The sequence below is a fragment of the Saccharomonospora cyanea NA-134 genome (assembly GCF_000244975.1).
In the GTDB taxonomy this organism is placed as follows: Bacteria; Actinomycetota; Actinomycetes; order Mycobacteriales; family Pseudonocardiaceae; genus Saccharomonospora; species Saccharomonospora cyanea.
The window spans coordinates 3,783,770-3,798,464 of sequence record NZ_CM001440.1; the positions used below are offsets into that span (position 1 = coordinate 3,783,770).

At 70.1% G+C, this 14,695-nt stretch carries 14 protein-coding genes; 2 read left to right on the forward strand and 12 right to left on the reverse strand.

The window, feature by feature from the left end; translation table 11 throughout:
* Positions 1–4 precede the first annotated feature (4 nt).
* A complete protein-coding gene (locus SACCYDRAFT_RS17545) occupies positions 5–211 on the reverse strand; it encodes a hypothetical protein (RefSeq protein ID WP_005458221.1) in 207 nt (68 codons plus the stop codon).
* A gap of 33 nt (positions 212–244) precedes the next feature.
* Positions 245–1,213: a Ppx/GppA phosphatase family protein gene (locus tag SACCYDRAFT_RS17550; protein ID WP_043536606.1), complete on the reverse strand. Its 969-nt coding sequence runs from the start codon at positions 1,211–1,213 to the stop codon at positions 245–247.
* A 178-nt stretch (positions 1,214–1,391) separates the two neighbouring features.
* Between SACCYDRAFT_RS17550 and SACCYDRAFT_RS17555 the strand changes: the two genes are divergently transcribed.
* The gene (locus tag SACCYDRAFT_RS17555; RefSeq protein ID WP_005458223.1) at positions 1,392–2,102 is read left to right on the forward strand and encodes a class F sortase; all 711 of its coding nucleotides are present in this window, start codon (positions 1,392–1,394) and stop codon (positions 2,100–2,102) included.
* A gap of 11 nt (positions 2,103–2,113) precedes the next feature.
* Here the strand turns inward: SACCYDRAFT_RS17555 and SACCYDRAFT_RS17560 are convergent, their stop codons facing one another.
* Positions 2,114–3,784, reverse strand: coding sequence for a DUF885 domain-containing protein (locus tag SACCYDRAFT_RS17560; RefSeq protein ID WP_043536608.1), 1,671 nt, complete (start codon positions 3,782–3,784; stop codon positions 2,114–2,116).
* A gap of 34 nt (positions 3,785–3,818) precedes the next feature.
* Here SACCYDRAFT_RS17560 and SACCYDRAFT_RS17565 point away from each other — a divergent pair, with 34 nt between their 5' ends.
* Complete coding sequence (locus SACCYDRAFT_RS17565; protein ID WP_043537376.1) at positions 3,819–4,880, forward strand: AsnC family protein; 1,062 nt, start codon at positions 3,819–3,821, stop codon at positions 4,878–4,880.
* Positions 4,881–4,927: 47 nt separating this feature from the next.
* On the opposite strand, the gene SACCYDRAFT_RS17570 is transcribed toward SACCYDRAFT_RS17565, so the two are convergent.
* The 9 genes from SACCYDRAFT_RS17570 to SACCYDRAFT_RS17610 all read right to left on the reverse strand — a co-directional run bounded on the left by SACCYDRAFT_RS17570 (position 4,928) and on the right by SACCYDRAFT_RS17610 (position 14,630).
* Positions 4,928–5,854: an RluA family pseudouridine synthase gene (locus tag SACCYDRAFT_RS17570; RefSeq protein WP_085979180.1), complete on the reverse strand. Its 927-nt coding sequence runs from the start codon at positions 5,852–5,854 to the stop codon at positions 4,928–4,930.
* Entirely contained in the window at positions 5,851–6,474 is a 624-nt protein-coding gene (gene lspA / locus SACCYDRAFT_RS17575; protein WP_043537377.1) for a signal peptidase II, read from the reverse strand. Before lspA ends, SACCYDRAFT_RS17570 begins: the two co-directional genes overlap by 4 nt.
* A gap of 80 nt (positions 6,475–6,554) precedes the next feature.
* Complete coding sequence (locus SACCYDRAFT_RS17580) at positions 6,555–8,033, reverse strand: potassium/proton antiporter (protein ID WP_005458228.1); 1,479 nt, start codon at positions 8,031–8,033, stop codon at positions 6,555–6,557.
* Positions 8,034–8,043: 10 nt separating this feature from the next.
* A complete protein-coding gene (locus SACCYDRAFT_RS17585) occupies positions 8,044–8,343 on the reverse strand; it encodes a DUF167 domain-containing protein (protein WP_005458229.1) in 300 nt (99 codons plus the stop codon).
* Positions 8,344–8,353: 10 nt separating this feature from the next.
* Positions 8,354–11,536, reverse strand: a complete 3,183-nt coding sequence (gene ileS / locus SACCYDRAFT_RS17590; protein ID WP_005458230.1) for an isoleucine--tRNA ligase — start codon at positions 11,534–11,536, stop codon at positions 8,354–8,356.
* Between the two features lie 330 nt (positions 11,537–11,866).
* Positions 11,867–12,721, reverse strand: a complete 855-nt coding sequence (locus SACCYDRAFT_RS17595; RefSeq protein ID WP_005458232.1) for a hypothetical protein — start codon at positions 12,719–12,721, stop codon at positions 11,867–11,869.
* 67 nt (positions 12,722–12,788) lie between these two features.
* Positions 12,789–13,628 carry a DivIVA-like cell division protein Wag31 gene (wag31, locus tag SACCYDRAFT_RS17600; protein WP_005458234.1) on the reverse strand — a complete coding sequence of 280 codons (840 nt, stop codon included), beginning with the start codon at positions 13,626–13,628 and terminating at the stop codon, positions 12,789–12,791.
* A gap of 49 nt (positions 13,629–13,677) precedes the next feature.
* On the reverse strand, positions 13,678–13,947 hold the full coding sequence (locus SACCYDRAFT_RS17605) for a YggT family protein (protein WP_043537378.1): 270 nt from the start codon (positions 13,945–13,947) through the stop codon (positions 13,678–13,680).
* A 47-nt stretch (positions 13,948–13,994) separates the two neighbouring features.
* On the reverse strand, positions 13,995–14,630 hold the full coding sequence (locus tag SACCYDRAFT_RS17610) for a cell division protein SepF (protein WP_005458236.1): 636 nt from the start codon (positions 14,628–14,630) through the stop codon (positions 13,995–13,997).
* Between the last annotated feature and the right edge of the window lie 65 nt (positions 14,631–14,695).

A 14,695-nucleotide genomic window follows, 5' to 3' on the forward strand; every position in this document is an offset into this window, starting at 1 on the left:
GCCGTCAGTCTGGCGGCTCGATCGTGCCCGCGTCGGGAGTCACGTCGTCGTCGGGCCGTACCTCGTCCCGGTTCGGCGGCTCGGGGACGTCGCGGGACGGCAACCCGCCGAGGTCACGACCGTCGCTCGCCGGGGTGCGGTCGTTGCCGGAGTCCGGCCGCTCCGGCGGCTCCGGCTCGGTCCCACCGGGGACGTGGTCGTCCGGTCGCATCGGTCTCACTCTCCTTGCCTCTTCTGTCGCTCCTCAGGCGGCGCTGGCTCGCATTCCCGGTCGTTCCCACAGTTCGTCCGGGGTTTCCATCAGCGACAGCAGCAGCCCGTGCGTGGTGGACCAGGGGCAGATGACGGCGGGCCCGCCGAACACGGTGAGAAGGGCTTCGGCGACCACGGCACCCGCCAGCGACTGCCGGGCCCTGGGCCGGGAGATACCCGGGAGCTCGGCGCGCCGCGACGGCGGCAGCGCCGCCAGCCTCGGGATCACCTGCCGGACGTCGTCGAGGTGCAGCTCCCTGGTCCTGAGCGCGCCCTTGCGACGGCGTCCCGCCAGGACGGCCAACTGGCGCAGCATCTTGGAGCAGCCCACGATGCCGAACTCGCGCAGTCGTTCCTCGTCCTCGCCGAGCGCCTCGCGGATCTCCTCGATGGCGTGGTTCCGCAGCGCCGCGATGGTGTGCTCCGGGGGACGCTCGACGTCGAGCCGCCACGCCCGTGTGGTCTCGCGAGCGCCAAGGGGCAGTGACCGGGCGAAGTCGGCGTGCATCCCGTGACCGGCCGCCAGTTCGAGCGTGCCGCCACCGATGTCGAGGACCGACAGAGGGCCGACACCGGCACCGAACCAGGCACGCGCGGCCCGGTAGGACAGGCGAGCCTCGTCCGCCCCGCTGAGGAACCGCAGGTTCTGTCCGGTGTCGGACTCCACACGCGCGATCACCTCGTCGGCGTTGCGTGCGTCGCGGATCGACGACGTCGCGAGGCAGAACAGGTCCTCGACGCCGTGTCGCCGCGCGATCTCACCGGCCACGCGGACGGCGGAGACGATCGCGTCCACCCCGTCGCCACGCAACCGTCCCGAGGCATCGAGCGACCGGTCGAGGCGGAGCCGGGTCTTGTGGCTCACCACCGGTTCCAGCAGCGACCCACCGGGGTCCACCGCCAGCAGTCGCGCGCTGAAGCACCCCACATCGAGCACGGCCACCGTGCCCCTCGTCGTCACAGTCGTCCACCCTTCCGTGTGTCACCGGCCGAACCACCAGAATTCCCATCTCCGGCGACGGATTACAGGTGTATAACCCGAACAGGTGACGTTCAATCCTCGCCGATACTTTTCGGTAACGGTGTCACAGCACGAACGATCTCATTTCTGGAGGGATTAATCGCAGGAGGGGCGGTTGATGGGTGTGAATCTCGCAGCAGAACCGGGGGAGTCGCTGCCCGTGGCCACGCCCCTGCGCACCCGCCCGCCCGAGCTGCGCCAGGCCGGAGCGGTGGCCGCCGTCGTGGCACTCCTCGCCGCGACCGTGGTCGCCACGACCCTGATCCGGCCGGAAGCCGACGGCGATCCGACTCCGACGCTGCCGCCCGGCACCGAGAACCCGGCCCCCCGCACCATCGCCGCCGCGCCGGCGCCGGCCGCCCGCGACGCCCTGCCCGAATCCTCGCCGACCCGGGTCGAGATTCCGTCACTCGGCGTCGACGTCGACGCGGTCGTCGGCCTCGGCCGCACACCGGCGGGAGTGGTCGAGGTACCCGCACACGCCACCGCCGTGGGCTGGCTGACCTCCGAGCCCACCCCGGGCGAGGCCGGTACGTCCGTCCTCACCGGACATACCGCCTTCGCCTACGAACGCGGCAGTTTCTTCTCACTGGAACTGCTTCGACCGGGAGACACCGTGCGGGTCACCCGCACCGACGGCAGGGTCGCCGTGTTCAGCGTCTACCGCGTGGAGGAACTCCCCCAGAAGTACGCGCTGGACCACGCCACCCTACCCACCGACCATCCCGAGCTGCGCCTGCTGACCGCCTCGGGCGGGTTCGGCTCACCCCGGGACGACACAGCGGTGGTCGTGTCGGCCCGGCTCACCGCGGCGGTCGGGGAAGGCTGACCCAGGCCGGCTCAGCCTTCCCGGCGGCGCACCCACGTCCGCACGACGTCCTCCAGCACGGTCATGGGCAGGGCCCCTCCGCCGAGCACGAGGTCGTGGAAGCCCTGGATGTCGAACCACTCCCCCAACGTCCGCTCCGCCTCGGCACGCAGCCGCTGGATCTCCAGCCTGCCCACCATGTACGACAACGCCTGTCCTGGATAGGCGATGTAGCGGTCCACCTCGGCGACGACCTCGACCCGCGCCATGGGAGTGTTGCGTTCCATGAAGTCGATCGCCTGCTGCCTGCTCCAGCCCTTCGCGTGCAGCCCGGTGTCGACCACCAGGCGGGAAGCGCGCACCGAATCCATGCTGAGCATTCCGAGCCGGGCGACGTCGTCGGAGTACAGCCCCATCTCGTCCGCCAACCGCTCGGTGTAGAGGCCCCAGCCCTCGGTGTAGGCGTTGAAGTCGCTGATCCGCCGCAGCAGCGGCAGTTCGGTGAGGCTCAGCGCCGTGCTGAGCTGGAAGTGATGGCCCGGAATCACCTCGTGGAACGCCGTCACCTCCGACGTGTGCCGGAACCGCTCGGTGACCTGGTACGTGTTGGCGAAGTACGTGCCGGGGCGTGAGCCGTCCACGGAGGGCTGGAGGTAGTACGCGGCAGCGGCTCCCGGAGCCTCCGCCGCCGGAACCGGCTCGACCACCCACGGCTGCGGCGGGATGCGGCCGAACCAGTTCGGCGCCTCCCGCTCCGCACGTGTGATGGCGGCCCGCGCGGTGTCGAGCAGTTCGTCGGCGTTGCCCCACCGAAGAGCCGGGTCGGTCCGCAACCGCGAGAAGATCTCGCCGAGGTCGCCGGTGCCGAAGACCCGGTGGCCGAGAACCGCGTACTCCTCGGCCAGCCGCTCGATGCAGTCGAGGCCGGTGGAGTGCAGCTCGTCGGGGTCGCGCTCCGTCGTCGTGTGGACCCGCGCCAGCGCCGCGTACGTGGCGTCACCGCCCGGCAGGTGGCACACACCCGGGCGCTCCTCGGGCCTGCCGTGTTCCAGCAGCTCCGAACGCAGCACGTCGCGGTAGGCCGCGAACGCAGGCCGCACCACGTCGGTCAGCAGCCGTTCCCGGCGGGAGGCGAACTCCGTGTCCGGTGCCTTCTGGCGCAGAAGCGGATCGTCGTCCGGAGCGGCGAGGTACCGGTCGAGGTGCTCGGCCGCCGCCCGAACCAGATGCGCGACGGGCGTGCGGCCCGCTGCGACACCCGCCCGGTGACGTTCGGCCACCTGCTCCAGGTACGCCGGAACGGCCGCGAGCCGGTCGAGCTGCGCCCTGCCCTGCTCGGAGGTGCCCACCGTCACCATGGGCAGGAGCGTGAGCAGGCTCGCGGCGGGCCCCACGAAGAAGTCGGAGATCGTGAACTCGACCAGGCGGCTGTCGAGCTGCTCGATACGCGACCGCGCCTGACTGACGACCACGTCGCGAGTCACGCGATCCTGGTCGGACAGCTCCGAGGTGTCGACGGCCCGCGCCCGCTCGACGAGGCGCTCCAACGCGGCCCGGTGCTGCGCTTCCGCGGCCTCCGTCACATCGCCCAGCCCAGCCCGAGTGGGGTCGATCCCCATCACCACGGGCCACAGCGGTTCGATGTCGAAGAGCAGGTCGACACACTCGTCGGCGAGTGTGGTCACGGTTGTCCTGGGCGCCATGGACGCAGCTTACCGGCCGACTAGGCTCGTGATCGTGGCCTTGACCGATCCTGTCGACGCACGTCTGCTCGCCGCTCTGGCGGAGGTGGGCAAGGTGGCCGTACACGAGCTCGCGGCGCGCGTGGGGATGGATCCGCGCGACGTCGCCTACCGTCTCGTCGGCCTGTCGGCACAGGGGCTCCCCCTGCTCGTCGGGGTCGAGAGCGACCCGGCCGGTCTGCGGGCCGCGCTCGCCGCAGGCTCCCCTCCGCCCTACGGGCAACCCCCGGGTCCCGGCCAGGTAGCCGGAACACCGAGCGGCCCGTACCACGTTCACGGCACTCCCAGCGGCCCGCACCCGGTGCAGGGCACACCCAGCGGCGCCTACCACGTGCACGGAACGCCCAGCGGACCCTATCCCGCGCAGAACCCGGCGAGCGGCGCGCAATCCGTCCAGGGCACGCCCAGCGGCGCATACCACGTGCACGGCACACCCAGTGGCGCCTACTCGGTGCACGGCACACCTTCGGGTGCGTTCCCCTCGGCCCCGCCCGCGCCGGGAGGACCACCACAACAACCCCCGCCGCCACACCAACCGGCCCCGCTGCCACCGCCGGACCCGGTGATGAGCACGTGGGGACCCCCGCAGAGCGCGCTGTGGGCTCGGGGGGACCAGCCCCCCACGACGAACACCCGCAGGCAGGGCCGTCCCGGCGAGGTGCTCGACACCGTCGGGTTGGAGGGCGAACAGCTTGCTGTGCAGCTGCTGGAGGTCCAGGATCCGGCCGACTACCTGTTCTCGGCGGCCGGCTACACCCTCGACGACGGCGAGCGTGCCGTCGTCGTGCACACGGAGATCACCAACAAGGGTGCCGTCCCCTTCGCCTCACTACCCGACAACTATCTCGAACTACTCACCGCCGACGGCGCGGTGATCGCCAAGGCGCCGGTATCGCTCACCTCGCGGCCACCGCACAGGATCGGCGTCCAGCCGGGCGAGACGAGCGGTGGTCACACGGTGTACGTCGTGGGCGATTCGGTGAGGATCACCGCCGTGCGGTGGAGCCCCAGGCCGGAACCCGACGAACGCAGCCTCACCTGGTCCCTGGACGACTAGGACGTCGGTCCACACCGCTCCGGGCAAGGCCGCCCCGCGGTGACGGGTCAGGACTCGGCACGCAGGGTGTCGAGCGCGCCCGCGAGGTCGGCCGGGTACTGGCTGGTGAACTCGACCCACCGGCCGTCGGCCGGGTGGGCGAAGCCGAGTGTCCGCGCGTGCAGCCACTGCCGGGTCAGTCCGAGCTTGCGGGCGAGCACGGGATCGGCGCCGTAGGTGAGGTCGCCGACACACGGGTGGCGCATTGCGGAGAAGTGCACGCGGATCTGGTGGGTGCGGCCCGTCTCCAGGCGGACGTCCACCAGCGACGCGGCGCGGAAGGCTTCGGCCACCTCGTAGTGCGTCACCGACGGCCGCCCGCCGGCCACGACGGCGAACTTGTAGTCGTGCCGGGGATGGCGGTCGATGGGCGCGTCGATGGTGCCGCGTGTCGGGTCCGGGTGGCCCTGCACGAGCGCGTGGTAGCCCTTCGTCACGGTGCGCTCCTTGAACGCCCGCTTCAGCACCGAGTACGCGTGCTCGCTCTTGGCGACCACCATCACACCCGTGGTGCCCGCGTCGAGCCGGTGCACCACGCCCTGGCGTTCGGCCGCACCCGAGGTGGAGATCCGCAGTCCCGCCGCGGCGAGGCCGCCCACCACGGTCGGGCCCGTCCACCCCGGGCTGGGGTGGACGGCGACACCCACGGGCTTGTCGACCACCACGATGTCGTCGTCCTCGTGGAGGACGCGCAGCCCCTCGACGGGCTCCGCGACGATCTCCATCGGCGCGTCCGGTTCGGGCAGGGTCACCTCCAGCAGCCCGCCCGCGACGAGCCGATCCGACTTCCCCGCCGGCCTGCCGTCGAGGAGCACCTCACCCGACGCGGCGAGCTCCGCCACGACGGTGCGGGACAGTCCCAGCAGCTTGGCGAGGCCCGCGTCGACCCGCATCCCGTCCAGCCCGTCCGGCACGGGCAACATGCGACTGCTCACGCCTCCGGTCGCTCCTTCCCGTTGGTGTCCGGCTCGCCGTCCGTCTCCTTCGCCCGTCGCCCCCGGGGGATCACGGTCCCGTCGTAGTCCCGGCCCAGCAGGGTGAGCAGCACGATGAGGCCCGCACCGATCGTGATCGCCGAATCCGCGGCGTTGAACACGGGAAAGAACTCACCGTTCGGACCGAACACCGAGATGAAGTCCACCACGTGTCCCTGGAACACGGCGGGCGCCCGGAAGATCCGGTCGGTGAGGTTGCCGAGCGCCCCGGCGAGCACGAGTCCGAGCCCGATCGCCCACCCTGTCGAGCGGAGGCGGCGCGCGAACCACACGATACCGATCACCACGGCGGTGGCGACGACCGTGAGGATCCAGGTGCCTCCGATGTCCATGCCGAACGCCGCGTACGGGTTCCGCAGAAGCTGAAGGTACACCGCGCCCCCGAGGATGCGAACCGGCTCCTCGCCCTCCAGCGTCGCCGTGACGACCACCTTGGTCACCACGTCGACGGCGTAGGCGAGCGCCGCGACGAGAACCAGCACCCCCACCGTGCGCCGGGACGGAGCGGTCTGCTGCGGCTCCTCGGTGTCCGAGGGGTCAGGTTGTTGCTCGGTGTTCACCGGTTCATTGTCCACGTCGGGCGTCGGCACCGGTCACGCAGCCGTTGGCGACGACGGCGCCGCCGACCGACGCGGGACTCTCAGTCCCCGCTCTCGCCCCTCCACCGGGCGATGGGCCCGGCCCTGCCGACGGCGCGCAACCTGCGCTCGGTGGCGTTGCGGGCGGCCTCGGTGGTGACGATGAGGAGCTGGTCGTCCTCCTGCAGCCGCGTCGTCGTCTCCGGGGTGAAACCCTTGCCGCGGCGAACCACCAGGCTCACACTCGCACCTCGGGGCACGCGCAACTCGGCGAGGTACACGCCGTGCAGCCGAGAGCCTCTCGGGATTCGTATCTGGAGCAGCACCGCACCGAGTTCGTCGAGCGGAGCCGCGTCGATGTCTATCTGCTGCGGTTCCGCCGGTGAGACCACGCCCAGCGCTCTCGCCAACGGGGTCATGAAGGCCGTCTGCAGCAGCGTGTACACGATCACGATGACGAACACGGCGTCCACCAGCAACTGCGCGCCCGGCAGGTCCGCGGCGAGAGGAATGGTCGCGAGCACGATCGGCACCGCACCCCTCAGCCCGGCCCACGACAGGAACACCTGCTCACGCCAGGGGACACGAAACGGCGTGGTGGACAACACCACGGCGAACGGCCGCGCGACCAGGACCGCCACGAGGCCCGCCACCAGTCCGGGAACGACGGCCTCCAGCAGCCTGCCCGGTGAGGCGAACAGGCCGAGAAGCACGAAGACCCCGATCTGGGCGATCCAACCCAGTCCCTCCGCGAACGACAGCGTGTCGGACCGGTGCGGCAGTCGTGAGTTACCGAGCACGAGGCCCGCGAGGAAGGTCGCGAGCAACCCGGAGGCGTGCGCCAACTGCGCCGACGAGTACGCCAGCACGCACATCGCCACGGTCGCCAACGGGTAGAGGCCCGTAGCGGGCAGCGCGCTCCTGCGCAGCAGCCACCCCCCTGCCAGCCCGAAGGCCAAGCCGATCACCGCACCCACTCCGAGCTGGTAGAGCAGTTGCAGCGGCAGCCTCCAGTCCACGGAGACGCCGGTGGTCAGCATCACCACGGCGATGTAGCTCGGCGCGTCGTTGAGCCCCGACTCCAGCTCCACGACGCCGGACAGTCTCCGCCCGATGCCCGAGGAACGCAGCACCGAGAAGACGGCCGCCGCGTCGGTGGACGACAACACCGCGCCCCACAGCAGCGCCGTTCGCCACTCGAGGTCCAGCAGCCAGTGCAGCGCCGCGCCGGTGACCACGACCGTGACCACGACGGCCACCACCGACAACGCGATGCTGGGACCGAGTCCGGGCCGCACAGCCGACCACTGGGTCGTCAACCCGCCCTCGACGAGGATCATCACCAACGCCGCTATGCCGAGGCTCTGCATGACGGCGGCGTTGTCGAACTGCACCCCGAGACCGGCCTCCCCGATCAGGACGCCGATCCCGAGGTAGATCAACAGTGACGGCAGGCCGAGCCGGATGGAGAACCGGACGGCGAACACCGAGGCGAGCAGGACAATCGCGCCCGATCCGAGGACAACGGGCAGCTCGTCCATGACACCTCGCTCAGCCTGACCCGTGGGTTCCCACGCCTGACTCCAGCAGCCCGGCGACGCGCACAGCGATGTCCTCCGCGTCCGGAAGCTCCACGAGCTTGTCCCGCGACCGCTGTCCTTTCACGACAGCCACGTCGCGTGCTCGCACCCCGAGTACCGCGGCCAGCACCCTGCACACAGCGGCGTTCGCCTTGCCGTCGACGGCGGGCGCCCGGACGGAGACCACGAGAGCCTCGCCGAGCGCCCCGTCCCATCGTCCGCCGACGACGTCACGCTTCGCTCCGGCCTTCACCCGGACGGCGAACCGCACGGCAGCACCGTCAGGCGTTCGCGACGACCGAGACGGTGACCCGCGCACCGTCACCCACCGTGCCCGGGAAGCCCTCCGGTACGGGGGCGAACCGCACGGCGGTGGACAGGGTCTCGGAGGCGAGGAACGCCTCGTGTTCCTTCGCGGCGGCCGTGACCTCCTCCGGTGCGTCGACGGTGAGGGTGATCCGGTCGGACACAGCGAGTCCCGCGTCGCGCCGCGCCTGCTGCACCACCCGTACCAGGTCACGGGCCATGCCCTCACGTGCCAACTCGTCCGTCACGTCGGTGTCGAGCAGCACCAGTCCGGCACCGCCGGGCAGCTCGGCTGCCGCACCGGAGTCCTTGGCCACGAGGCGCCGCTCGTACTCGCCCTCGAGGAGTTCGATCCCGGCAGCCACCACGGCGCCGTCGGCGGTGGTGGTCCAGTCGCCCGCCTTCACCGCCTTGATGACCTTCTGCACGTCCCGGCCCAGCCTCGGTCCCGCGGCCCGCGCGTTGACCGCGACCTCGAACCCGCCGTGAGCGGCCACGTCGGTGGTGAACTCGACCGACTTGACGTTGACCTCGTCACGGACGATGTCGGCGAACGGGCCGAGGGCGTCGGCGTCCTCCGTCGCCACGAGCAGCTTCGCCAGTGGCAGCCGGACCCGCAGCTTGTTCGACTTCCGCAGCGACAACGCCGACGAGCACACCTGCCGCACGCGGTCCATGGCGGCCACCAACGCCGGGTCCGCGGGCAGCTCGTCCACCAGCGGCCAGTCGGTGAGGTGCACCGAGCGTCCTCCGGTCAGCCCCCGCCACACCGCCTCGGTCGTCAACGGCAACAACGGAGCGACCGTGCGGCACACGACCTCCAGCACGGTGTGCAGCGTGTCGATGGCGTCGCGGTCACCCGACCAGAACCGGTCGCGCGAGCGGCGCACGTACCAGTTGGTCAGCACCTCCAGGAAGTCCCGCACCGTGGAGCACGCGCCCGCGATGTCGTAGTCGTCGAGTGCGCTGCCGACGTCGGTGACGAGCTCGTGGGTCTTCGCGAGCAGGTAGCGGTCGAGCACGTGCCGCGAATCCGTCCGCACCGTCCCCGAGACTCCCTCGGCGCCCGCGTACAGCGCCAGGAAGTAGTACGAGTTCCACAGCGGGAGCACGGCCTGCCGCACGGAGTCTCGGATGCCCTTGTCGGTGACGATCAGGTTGCCGCCGCGCAGGATCGGGCTCGACATGAGGTACCAACGCATGGCGTCGGAGCCGTCGCGCTCGAACACCTCGGTGACGTCCGGGTAGTTCCGCAGCGATTTCGACATCTTCTGCCCGTCCGAGCCCAGGACGATGCCGTGCGACACACACGTGCGGAACGCCGGCCGGTCGAACAGCGCCGTCGCCAGCACGTGCAGGGTGTAGAACCAGCCGCGGGTCTGCCCGATGTACTCGACGATGAAGTCGCCGGGGTAGTGGTGCTCGAACCACTCGGCGTTGGAGAACGGGTAGTGCACCTGCGCGTAGGGCATCGACCCCGAGTCGAACCACACGTCCAGCACGTCCGGCACGCGCCGCATGGTCGACCTGCCGGTCGGGTCGTCCGGGTTCGGCCGCGTCAGGGCGTCGATGTGCGGGCGGTGCAGGTCGGTGGGCCGCACGCCGAAGTCACGCTCCAGCTCGTCGAGCGAGCCGTAGACGTCCACGCGTGGGTAGTTCGGGTCGTCCGAAACCCACACCGGGATCGGCGTCCCCCAGTACCGGTTGCGTGAGATCGACCAGTCGCGGGCGTTCTCCAGCCACTTGCCGAACTGGCCGTCCTTGACGTGTTCCGGGTACCACGTGATCTGCTGGTTCAGCTCGACCATGCGGTCCTTGAACTTCGTCACCGCCACGAACCACGACGAGACGGCGCGGTAGATGAGCGGGTTACGGCAGCGCCAGCAGTGCGGGTACGAGTGCTCGTAGGTCTCGTGACGCAGCAGGATCGCGCCCTGACTGCCCGCCGAACCCGTTCCGTTCTTCAGGTCCCGGATGATGTTGGCGTTCGCGTCGAAGACGTTCTGGCCCTCGTAGTCGGGCACCTGCGCGTCGAACCGGCCCTTCGAGTCCACGGGCGTGACCGGTGCGATGCCCGCGGCGTCGGTGACGGCCTTGTCCTCCTCACCGTAGGCGGGCGCGATGTGGACGATGCCGGTGCCGTCCTCGGTGGTCACGTAGTCCGCGGCCAGCACGCGGTGCGCGTTCTCGTGTCCCACGAAGTACGGGAACGGCGGCACGTACCGGGTGCCGAGCAGGTCGGCGCCCTTGTATCGCGCCACCACCTCGGGCTCCTCACCGAGTTCCCTGGCGTAGGCGGCCGTCCTGGCCTCGGCGAGCACGAACCGTTTGCCGTCGTCCGTACGCACCACCACGTAGTCCACGTCGGGGTTGACGGCCGTGGCGAGGTTCGACGGCACCGTCCACGGGGTCGTGGTCCAGATCAGCAGGTAGGCACCGTTGAGTTCGGCGTGCGCGCCGTCGTTGCCCTCGACCCGGTAGCCGATGGTGACGGCCGGGTCCTGCCTGCTCTTGTAGACGTCGTCGTCCATACGCAGCTCGTGGTTCGACAACGGCGTCTCGTCACGCCAGCAGTACGGCAGGACCCGGTAACCCTCGTACACCAGGCCCGAGTCCCACAGCCGCTTGAACGCCCAGATCACCGACTCCATGTAGGAGAGGTCGAGCGTCTTGTAGTCGTTGTCGAAGTCCACCCAGCGGGCCTGGCGGGTGACGTAGTCCTGCCACTCGTCGGTGTAGCGCAGCACCGAGTCCCGGCACGCCTGGTTGAACTCGGCGATGCCCATGTCGTCGATCTGGGACTTGTCGGTGATTCCGAGTTGCCGTTCGGCCTCAAGCTCGGCGGGCAGGCCGTGGGTGTCCCAGCCGAACCGGCGCTCGACGCGCTTGCCCCGCATCGTCTGGTAGCGGGGGATGATGTCCTTCACGTAGCCCGTGAGCAGGTGGCCGTAGTGCGGCAACCCGTTCGCGAAGGGCGGGCCGTCGTAGAAGACGTACTCGTTGCTGCCGCGTGTCCCCGCCTCACGGGCCTCGACGGTCGCGGCGAACGTCCGGTCGGCCTCCCAGTAGGCCAGGACCTCCTTCTCCAACGCCGGGAACGACGGTTGGGCGGGAACCTGGTCGGCGGGCTGGTCGCCGAAGGATGCCTTCGGATACATCTGCGGTGTGCTCCTCGCGGTCTTCGCTGTCTCGCTCAGGGCCGTGGCTGCCGTCGGGTTCCGACGGCCTGCTCGGGGACGAGACGGCGTCCGGCGACGCGCGTACCGCGGTACCACCCCGCTTGCCCGCGCCGGTTCACGAAGCGCGGACCACTCGTTCGACGGCTATGACGGGCCGCTCCCGTCCGGTTCTACTGAGACGCGCGGCGACACCGCGGGCGTCCGTTCTTCCGGAGGCTCCCCGGTGATGGCCGGATCGACGCCTGTGCTGTACAGCGTAGCCGGGCTCCCCGAAGCGCTGACCAGGGGCCCGGCCCCGCGTCAGTACGCCTAGGCGGTGTTCCGGCGCGGCACGCGGCGCCGCCTGTGAGCGGCCGCCAACTCCGCGTCCGGTCCACAGAGCCCACACGGGGTGAACCCGAGGTCCCGGGCTTCCTTCACCGCCAACGGGATCGTGGCCCTCGTGCCGAGCCAGGCACAGTGGCCGAGGTGGTAACGCGGGTACTCGTCCACCACCAGGACCTCCGACTCCAACTCCGACACGAGCAGCGCGTCGTCGACCTCGGTGTCCTCCTCGGGCGGGTCCACGTCCGCCCCGGCGAGCTCGCCCGACGACGCGAGCAGCGCCGTGCGGGGAGCGGTGTCCGTGAGGGGGTCGAGGCCGTTCGCCGCGACCGGCTCCCTTGCCGGGACGCCCGACTGCTCGTCCGATCCCGGCACGGCCGTTGCCACGAGCGTCGGAACCGGCTCGCGGCTCCCCTTGTCCGCGGCGTCCGCCGCACCGCCGGAGGCCGCGCCGTCACCGGCTGACTCGTCGGCCACGAAACCGGGCCCAGCGTCCGCGGCCGTGACCGCTTCGACGTTCCCCGACGCCTCGACCGCCTTGGTCGACTCGGAAGTCTCCGGGGGGCCGGAAACGTCAGCGGGCTCGTGCGCACCCGTGGCCTCGCCGTCTCCGGCGTCGGCAGTGACCCGGTCGTTGCCGATGTCGGCGGGATCACGGGTGGTCGCCGACGCCCCCGCCGGGTTCCGCGACCGACGACGCAGGCGGTCGACGAGCAGCAGCGCCCCGGCAAGGCCGGACGCACCGATCGACACCCAGGCCCACAACGAGCTGGCCGTGACGAGTGCCGCCACCACCAACCCCAGGGCCACCAGCACCAGAAGGAGGACGATGTAAAGCACGGTGAATTACAGCACATCGCCCGGTGTCACGGCCGGGTGACCTGCCGTGACGCCCGCGCGGGTGAACTCAGCCGGCCTCTGCGCGCGGACCGAACGAGTAGCCCTGCCCGCTGCTGCTCGACTGGCCCGAGCTCGACGAGGACGCCGACGCGGGTGCCGCCGAACCCCTGTCGTCCAACTCCCGCAGTTGCGACTCCAAGAAGCCCCGCAGGCGGGTCCGGTACTCGCGCTCTATCGTGCGCAGTTCCTCGATCTTCTTGTTGAGCGCGGTCTTCTCGGTGTTGAGGTTGTTCAGCGTCTCGGTGTACTTGCGCTGCGCCTCGCGATCCATGTTGGTCGCCTTCTCACGCGCCTGCCGCTCCAGAGCCTCCGCCCTGGTACGCGCCTCGTTCAGCGTGGTCTCGGCCCGGGTTCGCGCCTCGTTGACCATCGAGTCGGCCTTCGACCGCGCGTCCGACAGCAACTGCTCGGACTTGGTCCGGGCCTCGGCGAGCATGCCGTCCGACTCGGCCTTCGCCTCGGCGGTGAGCCGGTCGGCCATCTCCTGCGCGAGACCCAGCACCTTCGCGGCCTGGACGTTCGGCTCTCCGCTGTCGGCCATCAAGCCCGTGGCCTGCGTCTGCTCCATCGCCGAAGCGGGCGGCGGCACGGGCGCCAGCCTGCGCGAAGGAGCCTCGTCACGCCCCCCGTGGGCCTTCGCGGCTTCCAACTCACTACGAGTTGATTCCAACTCGGCATCGAGCTGTTCGACCTGCTGCCGCAGCTCGTTATTGTCCTCAATCAACCGGGCAAGTTCGGTCTCGACGAGGTCGAGGAAAGCGTCCACCTCGTCCTCGTTGTAGCCCCGCTTGCCGATCGGAGGCTTGCTGAACGCGACGTTATGCACGTCAGCAGGAGTCAACGACATCAGATCACCTCACGCACTCCATGGCCTGCCGTTCCACCCGGGTTCCCCGCTACCCGGGGAGCGCCAGTTGCATCAGTATGAACACAACCAACAGCAGCACCATAATCGATAGGTCTAGTCCCACACCGCCGATCCGTACGATCGGAATAATCCGTCGGACGAGCCGGACCGGTGGGTCGGTCACTGTGTAGATGGTCTCCAGCGCCACCGCAACCCCTCCTGCGGGACGCCAGTCACGGGCGAAGGCGCGTACGAGCTCCACCACGATCCGTGCCGTGAGCAGGAGCCAGAACACGAACAGCAGCCAGTACAGAATCATGCGGACAGTGACCACGGGCACCACTCTGCCACACGTCGCGTTCGAGATCAGTGGCGGAGGAACAACCCGCCCTCGGCGATCCGCCTGCGGTCCTCCGCCGTCACGTCCACATCCGGCGGTGAGAGCAAGAACACCTTGTTCGTGACCTTGTCCATGGACCCCCGGAGAGCGAAGGCGAGACCGGCCGCGAAGTCCACCAGCCGCTTGGCGTCGGCGTTCTCCATCTCCGTCAGGTTCATGATCACGGGAGCGCCGTCACGGTACGCCTCACCGATCTCTCGCGCCTCGGCGTAACTGGTGGGGTGCAACGTGATGATGCGGCTCAACGGGTCACGCGCCGCAGCGCTCGACGACTCCGCCACCGGGGTCGCGGCACTCATCGGACGCACGCGTGCGACGGTCTCCGGCTGTCGGTCCATGGCCAGCGATCCGTGCACGGCGGGCTCCCCGCGCGGCGGTGTCCGGCGGGCGCGGGAGGAGGACGCCTCGGCACCCTCGAACTCGTCCATGACCCGGTAACGCGGCCTTGACCTGCGCGGTTGCGCGTCCTTGTACGAGGACTCGTCATAGGAGCCGTAGTCGTCAGCCTGGTAGTCGCGCCGGTAGTCCTCGTCGAAGTCGTACTCGTCGTCTTCTGCAGGAACCATCCCGAAGTAGGCCTTCAGTTTCTGCAGCGCGCTCATGGCTCTCCCTCACCCTCCACGGTCTACTCGTGCGGTCCAACACACGGCCGGGCCGTCTGGATGCC

Excerpts from the sequence above, each read along its gene's own strand:
- SACCYDRAFT_RS17605 (WP_043537378.1), bottom strand. The coding sequence starts at position 13,947 with ATGATTCTGTACTGGCTGCTGTTCGTGTTCTGGCTCCTGCTCACGGCA.
- SACCYDRAFT_RS17545 (WP_005458221.1), bottom strand. The coding sequence starts at position 211 with ATGCGACCGGACGACCACGTCCCCGGTGGGACCGAGCCGGAGCCGCCG.
- wag31 (WP_005458234.1), bottom strand. The coding sequence starts at position 13,628 with ATGTCGTTGACTCCTGCTGACGTGCATAACGTCGCGTTCAGCAAGCCT.
- SACCYDRAFT_RS17560 (WP_043536608.1), bottom strand. The coding sequence starts at position 3,784 with ATGGCGCCCAGGACAACCGTGACCACACTCGCCGACGAGTGTGTCGAC.
- SACCYDRAFT_RS17580 (WP_005458228.1), bottom strand. The coding sequence starts at position 8,033 with ATGGACGAGCTGCCCGTTGTCCTCGGATCGGGCGCGATTGTCCTGCTC.
- SACCYDRAFT_RS17555 (WP_005458223.1), top strand. The coding sequence starts at position 1,392 with ATGGGTGTGAATCTCGCAGCAGAACCGGGGGAGTCGCTGCCCGTGGCC.
- SACCYDRAFT_RS17610 (WP_005458236.1), bottom strand. The coding sequence starts at position 14,630 with ATGAGCGCGCTGCAGAAACTGAAGGCCTACTTCGGGATGGTTCCTGCA.
- ileS (WP_005458230.1), bottom strand. The coding sequence starts at position 11,536 with ATGTATCCGAAGGCATCCTTCGGCGACCAGCCCGCCGACCAGGTTCCC.